The sequence below is a fragment of the Natrinema sp. SYSU A 869 genome (genome assembly GCF_019879105.1).
Classification (GTDB): Archaea; Halobacteriota; Halobacteria; order Halobacteriales; family Natrialbaceae; genus Natrinema.
On sequence record NZ_CP082249.1, the window covers coordinates 1218174 to 1235077 of the forward strand.

Annotated in this window: 14 protein-coding genes and 1 pseudogene; 9 read left to right on the top strand and 6 right to left on the bottom strand. The window is 61.6% G+C overall.

The window, feature by feature from the left end:
* The first annotated feature begins 72 nt into the window (after positions 1 to 72).
* The 3 genes from K6I40_RS14175 (at position 73) to K6I40_RS14185 (ending at position 2633) form a co-directional block, all read left to right on the top strand.
* On the top strand, positions 73 to 504 hold the full coding sequence (locus tag K6I40_RS14175; protein WP_222919686.1) for a PPOX class F420-dependent oxidoreductase: 432 nt from the start codon (positions 73 to 75) through the stop codon (positions 502 to 504).
* Between the two features lie 336 nt (positions 505 to 840).
* Positions 841 to 1527, top strand: coding sequence for a cell surface protein (locus K6I40_RS14180; protein ID WP_222919687.1), 687 nt, complete (start codon positions 841 to 843; stop codon positions 1525 to 1527).
* 119 nt (positions 1528 to 1646) lie between these two features.
* Positions 1647 to 2633 carry an SDR family oxidoreductase gene (locus K6I40_RS14185; protein WP_222919689.1) on the top strand — a complete coding sequence of 329 codons (987 nt, stop codon included), beginning with the start codon at positions 1647 to 1649 and terminating at the stop codon, positions 2631 to 2633.
* Between the two features lie 43 nt (positions 2634 to 2676).
* Here the strand turns inward: K6I40_RS14185 and K6I40_RS14190 are convergent, their stop codons facing one another.
* On the bottom strand, positions 2677 to 3138 hold the full coding sequence (locus tag K6I40_RS14190) for an SPW repeat protein (RefSeq protein WP_222919691.1): 462 nt from the start codon (positions 3136 to 3138) through the stop codon (positions 2677 to 2679).
* A gap of 582 nt (positions 3139 to 3720) precedes the next feature.
* Here K6I40_RS14190 and K6I40_RS14195 point away from each other — a divergent pair.
* Positions 3721 to 3945, top strand: a complete 225-nt coding sequence (locus tag K6I40_RS14195) for a hypothetical protein (protein WP_222919692.1) — start codon at positions 3721 to 3723, stop codon at positions 3943 to 3945.
* 27 nt (positions 3946 to 3972) lie between these two features.
* Complete coding sequence (locus tag K6I40_RS14200) at positions 3973 to 5022, top strand: carboxypeptidase regulatory-like domain-containing protein (protein WP_222919693.1); 1050 nt, start codon at positions 3973 to 3975, stop codon at positions 5020 to 5022.
* 798 nt (positions 5023 to 5820) lie between these two features.
* Here the strand turns inward: K6I40_RS14200 and glmS are convergent.
* The 3 genes from glmS to K6I40_RS14215 all read right to left on the bottom strand — a co-directional run bounded on the left by glmS (position 5821) and on the right by K6I40_RS14215 (position 8883).
* The gene (glmS, locus tag K6I40_RS14205) at positions 5821 to 7632 is read right to left on the bottom strand and encodes a glutamine--fructose-6-phosphate transaminase (isomerizing) (protein WP_222919694.1); all 1812 of its coding nucleotides are present in this window, start codon (positions 7630 to 7632) and stop codon (positions 5821 to 5823) included.
* The gene (locus K6I40_RS14210) at positions 7632 to 7775 is read right to left on the bottom strand and encodes a hypothetical protein (RefSeq protein WP_222919695.1); all 144 of its coding nucleotides are present in this window, start codon (positions 7773 to 7775) and stop codon (positions 7632 to 7634) included. Before K6I40_RS14210 ends, glmS begins: the two co-directional genes overlap by 1 nt.
* Positions 7776 to 8235: 460 nt before the next feature.
* Positions 8236 to 8883 (bottom strand): MarR family transcriptional regulator, encoded by a 648-nt coding sequence (locus tag K6I40_RS14215; protein WP_222919696.1) that lies wholly within the window; start codon positions 8881 to 8883, stop codon positions 8236 to 8238.
* 352 nt (positions 8884 to 9235) lie between these two features.
* On the opposite strand from K6I40_RS14215, the gene K6I40_RS14220 reads away from it, so the two are divergent.
* The 4 genes from K6I40_RS14220 to K6I40_RS14235 all read left to right on the top strand — a co-directional run bounded on the left by K6I40_RS14220 (position 9236) and on the right by K6I40_RS14235 (position 14755).
* Entirely contained in the window at positions 9236 to 10639 is a 1404-nt protein-coding gene (locus K6I40_RS14220; RefSeq protein ID WP_222919697.1) for a nucleotide sugar dehydrogenase, read from the top strand.
* A 117-nt stretch (positions 10640 to 10756) separates the two neighbouring features.
* Positions 10757 to 11827 (top strand): DUF354 domain-containing protein, encoded by a 1071-nt coding sequence (locus tag K6I40_RS14225; protein WP_222919698.1) that lies wholly within the window; start codon positions 10757 to 10759, stop codon positions 11825 to 11827.
* Positions 11827 to 12789 carry a glycosyltransferase gene (locus K6I40_RS14230; RefSeq protein ID WP_222919699.1) on the top strand — a complete coding sequence of 321 codons (963 nt, stop codon included), beginning with the start codon at positions 11827 to 11829 and terminating at the stop codon, positions 12787 to 12789. The genes K6I40_RS14225 and K6I40_RS14230 overlap by 1 nt, the downstream gene beginning before the upstream one ends.
* A complete protein-coding gene (locus K6I40_RS14235; protein ID WP_222919700.1) occupies positions 12779 to 14755 on the top strand; it encodes a hypothetical protein in 1977 nt (658 codons plus the stop codon). The genes K6I40_RS14230 and K6I40_RS14235 overlap by 11 nt, the downstream gene beginning before the upstream one ends.
* Before the next feature lie 434 nt (positions 14756 to 15189).
* Here the strand turns inward: K6I40_RS14235 and K6I40_RS14240 are convergent, their stop codons facing one another.
* Together K6I40_RS14240 and K6I40_RS14245 are read right to left on the bottom strand one after the other, a co-directional pair.
* Positions 15190 to 15765, bottom strand: a complete 576-nt coding sequence (locus tag K6I40_RS14240) for a metal-dependent hydrolase (protein WP_255682050.1) — start codon at positions 15763 to 15765, stop codon at positions 15190 to 15192.
* Between the two features lie 2 nt (positions 15766 to 15767).
* Positions 15768 to 16755 (bottom strand): annotated as a pseudogene (locus K6I40_RS14245) (DUF1616 domain-containing protein).
* Between the last annotated feature and the right edge of the window lie 149 nt (positions 16756 to 16904).

Sequence of the window (16904 nt, forward strand, 5' to 3'; positions counted from 1 at the left end):
GAGTAGGATTTCGATATGCGGGGGTCGCTCATATCGAAAGGCCAAAACTGGTTCCGTCGCTTATCAGTGCTGATGGGAGCTTTCGAAACACACAGCGGGCGAGTCCCCGAATCGCACCGCGACATTCTCGAGAAACAAGCGTTCGGCCACCTTGCGACGAACGATTCAGACGGCCACCCGCACAGCAGTCCTGTCTGGGTCGACCACGACGACGGGGAGGCCGTGCTGATAAACACGCTCCGCGGCCGCACCAAGGAGCGAAATATTCGAACGAACCCGGAGGTCTCGATTTCGATCGTCGATCCCGACGATCCATACCGCTACGTGTCCGTTCGCGGCCACGCAACGCTCTCGGAGGACGGGGCCAACGATCACGCCGACGAGTTGGCCCGACAATACCTCGACGTCGAGGAGTACCCCCACCATGACGAGGAGGACGAACCGCGCGTCATCGTTCGGATTCCCGCCGAGCACGTCGTCGCCCGCGGACGCGAGTACGAGTAGTGAGACGGCGGGTCGGAACAGTTCGGCCGGACCGACTGTCGTCCACATCCAACCGTCGGTTCGTCGGCGCAGCCACTCGGCCGTGGCCACACCGGCACCGCCGAGACCGGTCGTAGGCGTCGGTGACCGCGTAGTTTCGGACGTGGCCCGTGTGGAGCGTGCTCGGCGTGTAGGGGACATCTCGAGGACGGAAGCCGGATCTTCGGCGTCCTCGTCGGAGTCCGAATCGAACCGATACTATCGGAAGTGGTCCCATATCAGCCGACGAGTGTCATTTCGTTCCACTGTGTGTTGAGATTAACAAAGCGGGCGGGTCGTCTACGGTCAATCCGTCGAATGTCCCGCCTTCGAGACGACCTCCCATCGGCGTTCGCGCTGCTTCTCACCATCGTGGCCGTCCTGCTCGCGTTCGGGGCCCTCACGGTGGTCTTCGCCCCGGACTTGCAGGCGGATGAGACGGATTCGTCCGCCACTGCGGTAGAGAACGACGACGCGTCGACCGCCGAACCGAACGTGACGACTGACGAACGCGAGCGCGACAACGCGACCGACACCGAAACTGATACCGACGACTCGTCTCCCGATGATGACGATAGCACTCCGACGGAACCGTCAGCGGGCCCGGAGCCGTCAACCGATTCCGGACTGTCCGCGGATGACGACCCCGACGAAGACGACGACCCGCCGGACGATTCTGCCCGATCGTCGCCAGACGACGCCGAGGAACCGGTTGAGCCCACTGAACCAGACGGGCCCGCTGGGCCCGACGAACCCGCTGGATCGGACGAATCCGACGACGCGGGCGACGACTCCGAACTCGATGAACTGGAACGAACACTCGAGGACGCCGGACTGATCGGCGATGCGGACGACTCGGCAGCGAGCGACCGCGACTCACCGGAAGACGATGAGCGAGAGCCGCCGGAAGATGTCGAGCCGGGTCCGCCGGATGACATCGAACGAGGGCCGCCAGATGATGTCGAACGAGGACCGCCAGACGATACCGATCCATTCGAGGGCTGACCGTTCCGCCCGCCGGCCCGCGCTGGCCACCTGTCGCGACCGGAACCATCGCTGGCCGTAACACTCGCCGGGTCTGATAACTGGGGACTGTCTTCTTTGGTGCCATCGTAGCACGACCCATGCCGACAACCGCACTCGTGACCGGCTGCTCGTCCGGCATCGGCTATGAAACGGCACGCGCGCTGCTTGCTGCGGACTGGCAGGTCTACGCGACCGCTCGAGACCGCGACCGGGACGGCCTCGAGCGACTGGCCGACCGCGGGGCCGACATCGCGGCGCTGGACCTGACCGAGCCCGACGATATCGACCGCGTCGTCGAGCGAATTCGCGACGAGGCCGGCGGCGTCGATTGCCTCGTCAATAACGCGGGCTACGGACAGTTCGGCCCGGTCGAAGACGTCCCGACGAGGCTGCTCGAGCGGCAGTTTGCCGTCCACTGTTTCGGGCCGCATCGACTGATTCGAGCGGTGCTTCCGGGGATGCGCAAGCGCGGTGACGGTCGGATTATCACCGTTACCAGCGCCGCGGATCGGCTCGCGCTCGCCGGGATCGGCTGTTACACCGCGTCAAAGTGGGCGATGGCGAGTCTGAGTGATGCCCTCCGACAGGAGCTGACCGGTTCGGGTGTCGACGTCGTCGTTGTGCAACCCGGAATCGTTCGGACACCGTTCTATGACCGCACCGTGACGGCGGTCGACGACGCGGCCGCAGCCACACGAGCAGAGGCACAATCCGACACCGGCACTGGAGCGACGGACGCGAATCGGGGCGGCACGAACAGGAAGGTGACCGTCGTCAGTCCCACGGGGTACACCGATCTCTATCGCGTTCTCCGGCGACTCCGCGCCGTCGAAGGCGGCGGTCCGTTCGTCAACGACCCCGAACGAGTCGCCGCGACGATTCGGGAGGCCGCAACCGTTCCGACCCCCGATACGCACTATCGCGTGGGTCCGGTGCCCCTGATCGGCTCGCTGTATGGTACGCTCGTTCCCGGCGCGATACGGGACCGGCTCACCAAGGTGGGGATTCGACTGGCCGCGAGTGAGCCCGTCCTCGACCTGCTCGAGCGACGCACGTCGGACGCAGCGTCCGAGCGGTATCCCTGATCGAGACGGGCAGTGACGAGAAAATGCGATCGCGGAGCGATCGCTATCGCGTTCCGGCGGCCGTCTCCCGCGGGACATCGCGGCCGGCGGCGTAGGCGATGTACGCCGATAGCGCCGCGGCGACGAGTCCCGAGACGATGTTGCTCGAGGTCAGTCCCGTACCGGCGACCTCGAGGCCGCTGATCGCGAACTGGCCGGCGATCGCGAAGTGGGAGACGGCCATCCACAGCGCGAGCAGGGCGACGAGCGACATCACGCCGGTACTGGTCGGATAGGCGTTGTTGATCCGGTAGTAGTTGTACCCCGCCAGCAGGAAGATCGCACTGCCGACCAGCAGGTTGTTCCACAGCATGGACTGCGCCGGCTCGTAGACGAACGGCGAGACGGCCAGCCACAGACCGATCAGCGAAACGAAGCCGCTCAGCCACTTCTGGCCGTCCGGCTCACCTTGGTCGCGGGCGTGCGATTCACCGGTTGCTGGGTCGTTCGTTGTGGATCCACTCATGGCTCTTTCAATCGAGCGTACTGCGGGAACACTGAAAAAGCGCGTCGACTGTTCACGCTCCGCTCTCGAAATCCGCCCGAAGACCGAACGTTCGGCGATGGATCAACGGGCCGTATGAGCGGCCAAAATCAGCTTTACGACTTGCCAAGCGGTGACTGGCGGTCCCCCGCTAGATAGGATAAACTAGTGTTACTGCACGCCTGATTGGGGAGCCGATCTCCCTATTGAACCATCTCCCTGCGAGTCACTATCCCGTCCGAACGGTACGGTAACTGTTCCTCTCGCCCATCAGCGATGGCATCCACGGTGTCCGGCAGTCGATACCCACAGGTTGAGAGAAATCATGGTAGCGCTTCGACTCCTCTCGCTTTGAGAGACTATCACAGAAAGTGAATTCTCGAGAGCCGTCATTTTCACACATCAGGAGTGTTTCCCGCTGTTTCTCCCACTATAGACGCCGTATAACGAGCGCGATATCCCGCTCTCGTGCTCGAACTGTGATCGCCGTCGCAGACGGTTTCCGGTACTGGAACGATTTTATCGTCCGTATAGTGAACCGCCAAACAGCGAAATAGCCGCGTAATGAAAAGACTCGTCTGTGACCGATCGAACTCGTGGGTGACCGAACGCTGCAGGCAGTGTGGCCAGCAGCGCACCTCGAGTCGGTTCTTGCCTCGAGAGCCGCCGGACGACATGGCGTTTACGACAGTAGCGTCCGAGACCGAGAGCAGAGAGACCGCCAGCCAGTCGATCGCAACCCGACCGAAAGCGGCAGTATCGGACGGAGACGAGACGGCGCGCACGTAAATCGACAACGAATTACAATTCACAATTATGCGTCGTAATGTCCAAGAACAGCAGACGGAGACCCGATCGATTCAAAGCGGCGTCCAGATTCTGCTCACCGTCAGTGGCATCGTATTCCTGCTGGCCGGGTTAGTACTCGCTGCGAGCGGAGCCTCCGTCAGCAGCGCCATCGGGTCAGTCACTGATCGATTTGACGACTCAGACCAACCGGCTGACGACGATATTGATTCGTCGGATGGCGACGCTGCGGACGCTGGCAGTGGGAACGAAACCGAGGATACCAGCGGCGATAGTGGCGATAGCGGCGATGGTAGCACCACTGACGGCGGAGACAACAGCGATGGCGGCGGTGATAGCAACAATGACGGCGGAGATGGCAGCAATAGCGACGATGGTGACGGCGATACGAATGGAGATAGCAGTGATGGCGATACTGATGGCGGCGGTACGGACGGAGATGACAGCGACGGTGGTAACGACGGAAACAGCAGCGACAGTGAAGAAAACAGCAGCAACGGCGATGACGGACCGCACACGTTGACCGTGACTGTAGAAGACCAGGACGGCAACACGATCGAAGGGGCCGACGTCAGCCACGATGAGCCCTTCAGCGATGAGAAAACGACCGGCGGAAACGGCGAGGTCAAATGGGAGGTCGAGAACGGTAACTACAGTGTTTCCGCGAATGCGGACGGATACCAGTCCGCGGAAGACAGCGTCGAGATCGATGGCAGTGACAAGTCGCTCACGCTGACGCTCGAGGAAGAAGACGACAGCTCGGGAGGCGGTGGCTTTGGTGGTGGCGGCTCGAACGACGACAGCAACCCGGTGACGTTCATCGTGGAAGACCAGAACGGCAACCCGCTCGATAATGCGACCGTTGCGCTCGAGCAGCAATCGCTGTTTCAGGGGAAAGAGAAGAAATCCGTCGACCAGGACGGCGAGGTTGACTTCGAGCGCGAGAACGGCGAGTACTCGTTCACCGTGACCGTGGACGGGAACGAGTCGGACGAACAGACCATCGAAGTCGATGGCGACACAAGACAGCGCGTGACGTACGAGACGACTGACGGCTAGAGGCGGTTCGGTCCAGTCGCGTTTTGCCGCTCGTTTTCATCGGCTCTCAAAGTGGTTCGTACCCTCGGGTTCGTCGACCGACTGCCTGCTCGAGCGTCGACGTGACTCCGAACCCGTTCTCGTGCTAGCAGAGACACCGCTGGCACCTCGTTCGGTGATCAGGGTTTCGAACGCGACGCAGGGTTTTCTGATCACCTGTCGAGACCATCGATGACCGTGTTCGCTGGACATCGGTGGCAGGAAACAACATAGGGGCGGTGCCAACGAGCGCCCCGATCCGTCTCGAGGGATCGCCCGTGACCGACCGGGATATGACGTCACGAGCAACTTATCTTCGCGACCGCTCGAGAGGTATGACATCTGCACTCGGCACGTGACACGCCGGCCTCAGCGTAGTTACGGAGGCCACTGACGCGCTCGAAGAGCGGTGCGAGCAGGGATCAAGGATCGTTCCCTTCCGTCGCCTCGATATTCGGACCGCAAGTACGTCGAGCATCGTTTGTCCCGCTGCGGACGGTCGCAGGTGACGACGTTCGGTGCTCGGCGTTCCAGGTGTACATGACCGGCTCGGTGTTCCGAGTGCGCGTGACCGCTGCTGTCGCCTCTCAGTCGCTCAGACGGACGAGCGAGCGGTCACCTGTGATCCCCTCGCTCCTCGAGAGATGTGACTCACTGTTGCCAGGTTACACTATCACGTTCACTGGGTCACACTACCGTCCTCACGCTATCGGTTCGAGAACAGACGCTATCGGTTTCGAACGGACGCGTCGAAAAGGCGTTATCCGGAGCGTGAGCCAGTCATTCGACCGTGACGCTCTTCGCGAGGTTACGCGGTTTGTCGATCGGACGGTCGAGTTGCTTTGCAGCGTAGTAGGAGAGCAACTGGAGTTGGACGTTCGCGAGCAAGCCTGCCCAGACGGGATGGGTTTCAGGGACCGACAGGTGTGCGTCGGCGACGTCGGTGAGGGGCTGCTCGTCCGGTCCGACGGCGACGATCGGCGCACCGCGAGACTGGGCCTCGATCGCGTTCGTCTTCGTCTTGTCGTCGTCGTCACCGCCAGTCGCGACCGCGAACACGGGTGTCTCCTCGGTCACGAGAGCGAGCGGACCGTGTTTGAGTTCCCCGGCGGCGAACCCTTCTGCGTGCTCGTAGGTGATCTCCTTGAACTTCAACGCGCCTTCGAGCGCCACCGAGTGCCCGAGCCCGTGACCGATGAAGAAGTACGAATTACTGTCGAGCATGTCCCGGGCGAGCGTCTCCGCCTGCCCCGTCTCGAGGACGGTCTCGACGTGCTGTGGGAGATCCGTGAGCGCCTCAAGCATCGATGCTCGGTCCTCGACGGGAGTCGCATTCGGAACGTCTCCGGCGACGCGCTGGGTGAGCAGGGCGAGCGTGACTGCCTGCGAGGAGTAGGTCTTCGTCGCCGCGACGCCGACCTCCGGGCCGGCGCGGATGTAGACGGCGTCGTCGGCTTCGCGTGCAACTGTCGAGCCGACCACGTTAGTAACGGCAAGCGTCCGCGCGCCACGATTGGCCGCTTTCCGGACCGCATCGAGCGTGTCGGCGGTCTCACCGCTTTGCGTAACTGCGACGACGAGCGTGGTCTCATCGACTGGCCCGGCCGTGGATTCGTACTCGCTCGCGCGGAGGACTTCGGCCCGCATGTCTGCCTCCCGCACTAACTGCCCGCCGTACATTGCCGCGTGATATGACGTCCCGCAGGCGACGAACTGGACGGACTCGATACCGTCGAACGAGCCGGATGGGAGGTCCTCGAAGGCGACGTCCCCGTCCTCGATTCGGCCCTCAATCGTGTTCGAGAGGGCTGTCGGCTGCGTATTGATCTCTTTGAGCATGTAGTGGTCGTACTCGCCTTTCCCTGCGTCCTCCGGATCCCAGTCGACGGTGTCGACAGATCGCTCGATTGGAGTTCCGTCAAGCGCAGTGATCTGGTAGGAATCAGGCTCGAGGACGACGAGGTCGCCGTCCTCGAGGTAGATCACTTCGTCGGTGTGATCGAGGAACGCCGGCACGTCGCTGGCGAGATACCACTCGTCCTCGTCGAGACCGAGGACGAGTGGGGAGCCCTTTCGTGCCGCGTAGACGCGTTCCTCGCCGTCGACGATTGCGGCGATTGCGTAACTCCCCTTGAGCGTATCGACGGCCTTGCGGACCGCCTGTTCGGTGTCATCGGTCGTCGCCAGGTAGTCGTCGATGAGATGCGGGATGACCTCTGTATCGGTGTCGCTCTCGAACTCGTGGCCCTTCGCCGTGAGCTCCGTCCTGAGCTCGTCGTAGTTGTCAATGACGCCGTTGTGGACGACCGCCACGTCACCCGCCGTGTCCGTATGCGGATGGGCGTTCTCGTCGGTCGGTGGCCCGTGCGTGCTCCAGCGGGTGTGGCCGATCCCCATGTTTCCGTGCGGGTCGCTATCGAGCGACGATTTGAGGTCGGACACTTCGCCAGACGTCTTGTGGACCTTGACGCCCGATCCGTTCTGGACGGCGATCCCCGCCGAGTCGTAGCCGCGGTACTCGAGATTCTCGAGGCCCGAGAGGAGCGTCTCCGCCGCGCTTCCGTGGCCGATACGGGCGATAATACCGCACATCAGCACATCACCTCCTGAGCAGCGGCCGTCGACCACGGTGTCCCATCGGACAAACGCCGTGCGACGTGGGTGACGATGGTCGCGTCGGTCGTTTCGGGCCTGTTCGAGACCGCTGCCTGAACTGCAGTACTGGTTCGTGTCATTGGTATCTCCGACCCCGTCCGCCAGTACTGGCGACGGCCGGGGCTTCACTCTCATCACGTGTGACAGCGGCCATTACTATAGCACGAATAAGTCAGTACTGCGAATACGACGGAATCTATCGGCCGTATAATCCCGCATTCCTTTCTCGAAATCATCTATTTCAGTCTAACCCGGGTTGAGATCCCGACATACCCTGGCTGTCGTCCGGTTCCGGCTATCGGAACGAGACATAGTTTGGTCAGCAACGTCAATTACATCGTGTCGGGACAAAACTGCTGGCCGCCGTGACTGCTCCCTTCCCCGATCCGAACTGTCGCTCCGACGGTGGTCTCGAGTACAAGACGGGGCGTCAGGACAGAGGCCGTCGCGGACGGAATTCGGATCGGCCTCGGTTGGGTGACTGGTGGGTGAAAACGGGGAGAGGTGTGACTGTTGGTGAGAACAGGGTCTGGTACGTGCCTACGGCAGGGGATTATCGACTTCGTCCGACTCTCCCTCTCGGCTCGGCGTTCGATCGGCCAGTGTGATGACATTCTCTCGACCGACTGATTGCTTCTCGATCGTGCCGTTGGTGTGCATCTGCGAGCAGATCCGGCTCACTTTCGACTTCGACCACCCGGTCTCTTCGGTGATCCGATGCTGGCGAATCTGGCCGTGATTCGCGACAAGGAGCCGGACTACTTTTCCTTCGTCGCTCAGGAGTTGTGGTGGCGTTTCCGGTGAGAGATACGACTCGTACACTCCATGGTTGTTAGTTCGTGCGTGATCCGAGTCATCTCCGTCATCTCCCGTATCCGGCACCGGCAGGAGCGACGAAATGCCGATATCGCGATCCGATAGCACGTCGGCCATTCGGAGACCGACGAGTCCGCTGATTAACAGGAAGAGAACCGCGATCAGGGCCGATTCCCAGAACGACGTCACTCGTAGCAGTTGTACCCCAGACAACGATCCACCGGACCGGTCGCTAATCTGTGGAACGGCCGGTCCCGATGCGACCGCATGGACGTCGTACCGCTGTATCGAAGCCGGAACCGTGTCGATCGAGACGGTGCTATGAATCGATGCGAACCGTTCTCTGACTCCGATCTGAGGCGTGGACACCATGATTCGCGGTTCTGTGCAGTCGGTGCGAGACCGAGTCACGAGCATCGTGACCTCGCCGACCGCATCGGATATTCCGACCCACGCCCCCTTCATTATAGAGCAGTATAAGTGAGTTTAACAACGTTCTAAGCGCTCTATCGGGCAACCGACTCCCGACCCGCTAAATCCGTCAGCAGCGTTCCCGACTGCCGGTGTCCGCTCGTTGTTGCTTCCGCACTGGTTTATTCGAGGTATAGTAAACCCCCTCAACCGACTTGTCGATTCTACGGGACGCCCCGCGAATTGCGGGTGCACCAATTCCGAAGTCACCGTTGCACGCGTTGTGTGACGGGTCAGCGACAACGCATCACCCATGACCACGATAATCAGCGACACGGAGACGCGAGCCGACGATCGGGAGAGCGACCAGCACGCACGAAAATCGAGTAGCCGTGGCGGGACTGCCCTCGAGCACTCGAACGCGCAGTCGACGCGTGCGGCGACGATCTGTGTCGTCGGACTGGGATACGTCGGTCTCCCGCTCGCAGTCGGGTTCGCCCAGTCGAACTACCGCGTTATCGGATACGATGTCGACGACGTGACAGTAGGTCGACTCCAAGAGGGTGTCGACACGACCGGCGACCTCTCCGACGACGCGATCCAGAACGGTGACATCTCATATACGACCGACGCGACCGAGATCGGTGAGGCCGACTACGTCATCATCGCCGTTCCCACACCGATCGACGACGACGATCAGCCGGATCTCGGCTACGTCGAGAGCGCGGCGACCACCGTCGGTTCGAAGATGGATCCCGGAACGACGGTCGTCCTTGAGTCAACGGTCTACCCGGGCACGACGCGCGAGACACTCGTTCCGGCGCTCGAAGACGCGTCCGGACTGACTGCGGGCACGGACTTCTTCGTCGGCTACTCTCCGGAACGCGCCACGCCGGGCGACGAGGAACACGGCCTCGAGGACGTCGTCAAAGTCGTCAGCGCACAGAACGAGACGGTCCTTGAGGACGTGGCGACGCTGTACGAGGCGGTCGTCGACGCAGGCGTCCATCGTGCTCCGTCGATCGAGGTCGCTGAAGCCTGCAAGGTCGTCGAGAACGCCCAGCGGGACCTCAACATCGCGTTCGTCAACGAGCTCTCGATGGCACTCGACAATATGGATGTCGACGGACAAGCCGTCCTCGAGGCCGCAGGAACGAAGTGGAACTTCCATGACTACCGGCCAGGGCTGGTCGGCGGCCACTGTATTCCGGTCGATCCGTACTTCTTCGCGTACCGATCGGCCCGGGAAGGGTTCGACCCCGAGCTCATGCAAACGAGCCGGCAGGTCAACGAGTCGGTGCCCGACCACATCGCAGAGCTGACGATCAAGGCGCTCAACCAGTGTCACAAGACGCTCCGCGAGAGTCGCGTTCTAGTGTTGGGGCTGGCGTATAAACCGGGCGTCGGGGACATTCGAAGTTCAAAGATCGGCAACGTCATCGACGAACTCCAGGAGTACGACATCGATGTCGAGGGGTTCGACCCATTCGCGGACGATGATGCAGCCCAGGAATCGTTCGGTATCGAAGTCCAGGAGCAACTCTCGTTCGAGGACTTCGACGCCGTCATGCTCGCGACGCCCCACGAGGAGTTCGAACAACTGGACCTCGAGGCGGTGGCGGGCAAACTCACCGACGATCCCGCACTGATCGACGTGACCGGCACGGTCGACGAAGACGTCGCCGCCGACGCGGGACTCGTCTATCGGAGGTTGTGAAGCGATGCGAGACCAGCGACGCGTCTTCGACGGATCGGTCGTCCGGACGGGGAGTCGAACACCGTCGGGAGCAGTCACCGTCTCGAACCACTGGCCGATCGCGGAGGTGGATTGACGATGCGAGTGATGGTAACTATCCAACATCCCGGCCACGTCCACTTCTTCCGGAATCCAATCGCGGAACTGGAAGCGCAAGGACACGACGTCCACGTCTTCGCTCGCGAGAGCGGCGTCGCCGTCCGACTGCTCGAGGCGTACGACATCGACCACGAGGTGTTGGCCGGCGAATCCGGATCGCTGGTCTCTCTGGCAGCAGTTCAGGCAACATACGAGCTTCGACTGCTGCGGCGAGCGCACCGGATCGATCCGGACGTGATTACGGCGATCGGCGGCGTCGCTGCCGCCCACGTCGCGTCGATGGTGCGAACGAAAAGTCTCGTCTTCTACGACACCGAACACGCGACCCTCATCACGAAACTCGGCTATCCGTTCGCAGATGTGATCGCCACGCCGGCGTGTTATCGGGACGATATCGGCCCGAAACAGGTGACGTACCCGGGGTATCACGAACTCGCCTATCTCCACCCCGAGCGATTCGACCCTGATCCGACAGTGCTCAAGGAAGTCGGGCTCGCCCCCGAGGAGTCATTCGCCGTCGTCCGGCTCAGCAGCTGGGACGCCTCCCACGATGTCGGCCACGGCGGCTTCGACGACCCCCGCGAGGTTGTCGACCGACTCGAGGACGCGGGCGTACGGGTTCTACTGACGGCGGAAGGAGAGCCGCCGGCCGACCTCGAGTCGTATCAGTTCGAGACGTCGCCGGACCGGATGCACGATCTGCTCGCATACGCCGACGTCGTCCTGAGCGAAGGGGCGACAACTGCAGCGGAAGCCGCCGTGCTCGGCACACCCGCGGTCTACGTGAACCCGCTTTCGCTCGGCTACACGACGGAACTCGAAGAGGAGTATGGCCTGCTGTTCGAATACAACGGCGATACAAGACACGCGCGCGGGCTCGAGCAGGCCGTCTCAGCCGTCGAGGAATCCGACGACACGTGGGAGCGCCGTCGCGAGCGCCTGCTCGCCGATCGGATCGATGTCACGGACTATGTCGTCCGACAGATCGAGACGCTCGCACAGGCACGCACAGCGGGACAATCGACTCCTGCAGCCAATATGGGCTACTGATGAAGGTACTCCAACTGGTCACGTCGCCGCGGCCGTTTTTCGACCAGCAGGTGTCCGTCCTCGAGGACCGCGGCATCGACTGTACGGTCCTCGAAGTCCCCGGCGAACACAGCGGAAATTCGGGCCGGTCAGCGGTGGATTACGCCCAATTGTACCCGAAACTACTCTCAGAGGTCCGATCGACGTCGTACGACCTGGTACACGCGAACTATGGGCTCGTCGCCCCCTTCGCGCTCGCCCAGCCGACGCGACCGGTCGTCGTGACGCTGTGGGGAACCGATCTCATGAGCCAGCAGTCGTGGCTCCGATCGGTCAGTCGCTACAGTGCCCGCCGGTCGGACGCCGCGATCGTCCCGAGTCGAACCATGTCGCACGAACTCGAGGCCGAGCACCAACTGATTCCGTTCGGCGTCGACACCGATCTGTTTCGACCGATGTCCCGGTCGCACGCGCGCGAGTACATTGGATGGGAGACCGACCGACCGGTCGCACTCTTTCCGTACGACCGGACCCGATCGGTAAAGGACTTTTCGCGTGCTCGCCGGCTCATCGAACACGCAGATGTCGATGTCGAGCTCCGAACGGTCTCCGGCGTCGATCACGAAGCAATGCCCTACTATATGAACGCAAGCGATGTCCTGCTGGTCACGTCGAAACGCGAAAGCGGCCCGATGGTCGTCAAGGAAGCCGCCGCGTGTAACCTGCCGGTCGTCTCGACCGATGTCGGATTCGTTCGGGAGACGATCCGTGGCGTGACGAACTGCATCGTCAGCGACCACGACGGGGCGCTCCTTGGCGGGCTCGAGCGGGCCATCGAAGACGGGGGGCGATCCGACGGTCGAGATTCGATCGACGGACTCTCCGTCGAGTTCCTCGGGGAGCGCCTCCACGGGTTGTACCGTCGACTAGTGGACCGAGACGAAGAACTGGACTATCCGACAGGGGTCAGCCATGAAGTATAGATCGCTGTCGGAACTGCGACCGCTGCGACTCGACACCGTCGCGGCGATCGGCGGGTTCCTGCTCGCGGCGGTGCTGTTTCCGCTGCGATTTCTCACGTCGCAGATTTACATCAATACCGTCCCGGTAATCCTCGGCACCGCGTGTGCGTTGTATCTCCTCTCCCTGTATCAGCAGGACGACTCGCGGGTGTTCCCAACCCTTCCGCCGGCGGTGTCGATGGCGCTCCCGAGTGCCGTCTTGGTCGGACTCACGGGGCTCGTGCTGCTGACGGTCGTGCAGGGGGCGCGAACGCACCTCTTCTTCGGACTGGCGAGCGTCGTCGGGACGCTCATTATCGGCCAGATCATCTTCGCGAGCGATCGCGACCTCCATCCCGGCTTGCTGCTCCTCCAGATCATCCTCTTCGCGTTCATCTTCCGGTTTACCGCGCTGTACGCGACGCCGGGATACATCGGGATCGATATCTGGACTCACCGCGGATTCATCGATGCGATTCTCACGGAGCAATCCCTGAGCGCGATTTCCCACGACAAACACTACGGATCGCCGTTTTATCACCTGCTGGTCGCCGCCTCGTCGCTGCTGTACGATGTCCCGATTCGGGCCGCGTTGTACCTTTCCGTGGGACTCGTGATGCCCCTCTCGGCCCTGCTCGTCTACGCGACCACGAACCTGCTCGTCGCGCCACGATGGGCGGTGCTGGCGACGGCGTTCTACGCCTTCGCGAGCCACGTCGCGAGGTGGGGAATGCATCTCATCCCCACGAGCCTGGGGCTCATCTTCTTCCTCGCGATGTTGTACGCGCTGATACGAGTGATGCGGATCGAGTACACGATTCGGGACTTCTCGCTCCTCCTCCTGTTGAGCGTCGCCGTTATCCTCACCCATCAGGTGTCGACGTTCATCATGCTCATCCTGTTGCTCGCGGCGTTTCTCGCACAGCTCGTGTTCGTGATCGGTCCGTTCGGGCTCACGCGGCTCGACTCGAGCGTCTTCCGAACGAAAAAGCCAGTCAATCTCGTTGGGCTCGTCGTCTTCAACCTCGGACTGACGATATTCGTGTGGTCGCTGACACCGTATCGCCAGGAGTCGTTCCTGGCCACGATCCTGAGCTACTTCACGCAGACGCTTGAGGAGAGCGCTGGATTCCTCAATACCGCGGGCGGCTCGTCCGACGAGGCCGAAGCGGGGGCCGAGGCTGCGCCCACGCTGATCGAACAGCTCGTACCCTACGTGGACAACCTTGGGTTCCTGCTCCTGCTCGGTGCCACGTTCGTCGGCTGTCTGTACGTCGTCCACAGGCGACGCGCCGAACAGTCGGTGTTCACCCTCCTGCTGGCGGCGGCCTTCATGCTAGTGTTCATCCTCGGACTGCCGATGTTCGGCATTCGGAACTTCATTCCGACGCGCTGGTTCGCGTTCCTCTACGCACCGATGGCAGTCCTCGGCGCGATCGGAGTACGGACGCTGAGAGGGAACATGACGCCGGCACTAGTCGCCTCAGTGTTACTCGTCATCGTGCTCATTTATCCGGGCGCGATGGTCCTCGCTGCGGAGAGCAACGCCGAAAATCCAGTCTTCTCGAACCAGCACGAGCGCCTCGCGTACGACCAATCGGAGCTCACCGCGGTCGAGTCGATTGCCGAACTGACCGGTTCACCCCAAGGTGAGGAGATCCGCCCCAATCAGCAACTCCATACCGACCACCCGTATCAGACGCTGTTCAGTCGGACCGGCGCGTATCCATCGACCACGACCGCGACGGTTCCCGAGGACGGTATCGCGGATCACAACTATACGGTCTATCGATCGGAACAATCGACCGACGCGACGTACGTCACGGACACCAACGGGACCGCACGGATAGCACAGCTCTCTCGAGGGCAACTCTGTCGGCCGGAGCAGGCCACGGTCTACACGAACGGGGATGTGACGATGTGTACGACCTCTCCGGCACGTAACTGACCGTCCTGCCGTCGTCGACCATACTCCCCGGTCTTCTTCTCGGATCTTCTTCTTCTTGGATCACTACGAACAGTTCTACCTGTGAGTCGAACTGACGGACCTGTCCTCACCAGCGATGGTGCAGTCGACAACTGGTCATCTATCGGCTGCGTCTCTGACGCCTGTCTGCCGATCTCAGCGGATCCTCGAGGCTGACACGACGGTTACCTCCTGTACTCGATACGACGATCAACAATGCTCCCTGTGCGATCTTCGACGTAACTGCGATCCAAGTCACGTTCCGTGTCTCAGATGAGACACTGTTGTTCGACCGGAGGACAGCTCACAGAACAGCACGGGAAGCGCACAGTGGCAGTCTCAGGCGATTTCGACTGGGAGACGTAAATTTCCTTGTAGTAACCGTTCGGATCCGTTCTATAGCGGTTGATCGCTGATCACCGATGACGCTGGGCGCGGAGCAGCCGCCAGACGTTAGCGACGATCGGCGCACCGTCGAACAGCCAGAGTGCCAGAACGGTGAGGCCCAGCAGGGACTGGAATACGATCTGCACCGTCAGCCCGCCGGTGAGGAGTTGGTGCACGTATCGGAAGAAGTATCGGGCGAAGTGGTCGAGAAATCCGCCGTGAGAGGTCGCTGGCGGCGATGCAATCGGCCAGAGGACGGTTCGGAGGTCGACCACCCGCCCTCTGAGAAGCTGGCTGATCATGTCGGCAACCGGGTGTGAGAGATACGCGAGTGCGAAGGCACCCGAAAGGACTCGTTCCCCTCGCCGGGCGGCCACCGCGTATGCCGCGAGGCAAACGAACGGAGCGACGAAAATCGAGTGCCCGATCGAGTAGCCGGCGTCCGTGATACCGGCCGTCCAAGCGAGCGGTTTGTCGATGAGGTCCGGTAGCTGTGACCCGATGGCGACGACGATCGTTCGCGAGCCGAGGGCGATTTCCGAAAGATCACGTTCGTCGTCAGAGAGTACAGGACGTACGCGAACGCGAGGTGTTCCCACGGCCACATCTATTCCACCTCGATCGGGAGGCGGGCAACGCGATAGGCATTGTCGGCCGTCGGCTCCGCCGGCGGTTCACCGTTGTAGAGCAACAACGTCAGCCGAAGGTCGTCCCCCTGCATCGTCGGCGTGATCTCGAGACTCTGCCGGTGTGAAGCGCCATCGGAAACCGTCGCCGTCTTCTGCCTATCTCGGTCGATTCGCTGACGGTCACGTTGGTACCGTCGTCACTCACCCGCTCGAGCAGTACCACGGTCGTGTAGGTCCGCTCTTCGTGTTCTTGGTTTGTGATCTTCGTCTGCAGTTCCTGGGTTTCCCCCGCAGTATAGGTCGACTGGTACATTGTTTCCGTTCCCCGGTGACATTTTCCGAGCCGACCGATAATTCCGTAAACCCGTCGTGCTGTGGTGGGTTTACGAGAGCGAAGCCACCGCTTGCAAGCAACAGGAGCAGCCCGATTCCGATGGCCACGTTGTACGGTCGGTAACTGATTCGCTCGTACGGACTCGGACGAACCCGAGTAAAGAACGGTGAGACCGACGAAATCGAGGGTGTGAACCGTCGATCGGGTGGACAGCGGTATCGAGAACCGATCGCGAGGAGTGCAAGGACGACGGTGACTACTGCTAGTCCAGAGAGTATCGGTTCGAGCGTCACTCCCCCTGGGGTTACGGTCGCGAAAAGGGTGATCGCGGGTACGAGCGCAACGCTAAATACGACTGACAGGACCGTTCGTTCGACCGCCTCGAGTCCACCACTGACTAGCAACGGACTGCCGAGTCCAGTTTTTTCGTCGTCGAAGGTTCGATAGTCGTCGTTTGGCTCGTCCGGAAAGAGTGCCGAGACGAGCGTATACCCGGGAAGAAAGAGAACGAACGGAATTGTTAGCGCAATTCTCACAGCCCCGCCAACCCCTGAAAGAATTCCGACCGTGAGGGCACCAGTGACTGCGATGACGACTGCCAGATCGAAAAACCACCAGTGAGTGTCGCTCATTTCGTCGTCATAAGGGACAGTGGCGGTTTATTATCGCCGAGATAAGCCCCGATTCTACGGGCCAGTCTGACGACCGTCTGACGACTAATTGTAACGATATCGACACCGAATCTGCTTAAGTCACTTTCGCCCGTTCTTGAGCGCCATAG